Here is a 1,923-nt window from a genome sequence, read left to right as displayed (position 1 = left end):
GGCGAATACAGTCCGCGCCCATCGCCACCCGAACGCCAACTTGTCCCCATGTGCCGCCGCCCCGGTGCCCGCGTCATCGATCCCACGCCGTCCTGCAGGCACACTGGCGTCCCGCCGTGTGCCCTGCGCATCGGCCCTTGTGGCATGAAGGTTGCGAGACTCCACCCATGACGTACGTGCACGGCAAGCGCCGGTTTTCCGCTCTCCTGACCGCGTCGATGCTCGTGCTGGCCACGTTCGGCGCATGGGCCGCCGCGCTGCCTGCGCAGGCCGCGCCGGCGACTGCCGCGGTGCCCACCGGTCCGGTGCTCGACCGCATCCGCCAGACCGGCAAGATCCTGATCGCGCACCGCGAATCCTCGGTGCCGTTCTCGTACCTCGATGCCGACAAGAAGCCGATGGGCTATGCGGTCGACCTGTGCCTGAAGCTGGCCGAGGCGGTGCGCAAGCGGCTCGAGATGAAGGCCCTCGCGCCGGAGTTCGTGCTCGTCACCGCCGGCAACCGCATCCAGATGGTCGTCGACGGCAAGGCCGACCTGGAGTGCGGCTCCACCACCAACAACGCCGAGCGTCGCCAGAAGGTGGCCTTCACGATCCCGCACTACATCACCGGCGCGCGCTACATGGTGCTGGCCGACAGCCCGATCGCCGAGCTGCCGATGTTCGAGGGCAAGAAGCTCGTGTCGACCAAGGGCACGACGCCGCTGAAGGAGGTGGACCGCGCGAACCGCGAACGCCTGCTGCGCATCACCATCGTCGAGGCGCCCGAGCATGCCAAGGCCATGCAGATGGTGCTGGCCGGCGAGGTCGACGGCTTCGTGATGGACGACGTGCTGCTCTATGGCCTGATCTCGTCGAGCGCCGAGCCGGGCAAGCTGAAGGTGGTGGGCAAGTTCCTGACCATCGAGCCGCTCGCGATCATGATGCGCAAGGACGACCCCGAGTTCAAGAAGATCTGCGACGAGGAGATGAAGCGCCTGATCCTCAGCCGCGAGGCCTATGCGATCTACGATCACTGGTTCAACAAGCCGATCCCGCCGAAGAACCTGCCGCTGAACCTGCCGATGAACTACCTGCTGCGGGACTTCTGGAAGTACCCGTCGGACCAGGTGCCGGGGTGATGTTCCAGCCGTTGTCGAAAGAAGCATCCGGTCTACGTGGAACTGCGTAGCTCCCGACTCCCTAGAATTTCGTTGTTGTCGTGGGTGGGTACTCGCCCCCCTCTTTTCCACCCTGAAGGAGATCGTATGAAAAAGGCATGGCTGAGCGTTGCCGCCCTGTTGACCGTCGCGGGCGTCGCCCAGGCGCAGCAGAGCGACACGCTGAAGAAGATCAAGGACAGCGGCACCGTCACGATGGGGGTGCGCGAGTCGTCGGGCGCCCTGGCCTACACGCTGGGCGACGGCAAGTACGCCGGCTTCCACTACGACGTCTGCCAGAAGGTGCTGGCCGACATCCAGAAGCAGCTGGGCCTGGCCAAGCTGGACATCAAGTACCAGCCGGTCACCTCGCAGAACCGCATCCCGCTGGTGCAGAACGGCACCGTCGACATCGAGTGCGGCTCGACCACCAACAACGCCACCCGCCAGAAGGACGTCGCCTTCGCCTTCACCACCTACGTGGAAGAAGTGCGCATCGCGGTGAAGGCCAACTCGGGCATCACCGCGATCGGCCAACTGGCCGGCAAGACGGTGGCCACCACCACCGGCACGACCTCGGTGCAGACGCTGCGCAAGCACGAGCGCGCCACCGGCATCGACTTCAAGGAAGTGTTCGGCAAGGACCACGCCGACAGCTTCCTGCTGCTGGAATCGGGCCGCGCCGATGCCTTCGTGATGGACGGCCAGATCCTCGCCGGCAACATCTCGCGCGCGAAGAACCCGGCCGACTTCAAGATCGTCGGCGAAGTGCTGAGCGTCGAGC

General features: G+C 65.6%; 2 protein-coding genes. Both read left to right on the top strand.

The window, feature by feature from the left end; genetic code table 11:
- The first annotated feature begins 218 nt into the window (after window positions 1–218).
- The gene (locus AC1D15_RS29630; RefSeq protein WP_477828837.1) at window positions 219–1,121 is read left to right on the top strand and encodes an amino acid ABC transporter substrate-binding protein; all 903 of its coding nucleotides are present in this window, start codon (window positions 219–221) and stop codon (window positions 1,119–1,121) included.
- A gap of 126 nt (window positions 1,122–1,247) precedes the next feature.
- A partial coding sequence (locus AC1D15_RS29625; protein ID WP_477828836.1) for an amino acid ABC transporter substrate-binding protein occupies window positions 1,248–1,923 on the top strand: 676 nt, incomplete at its 3' end.

It is taken from the genome of Rhizobacter sp. P2_H2 (assembly GCF_056403375.1).
This window is presented reverse-complemented; position numbering and strand designations above follow the sequence as displayed.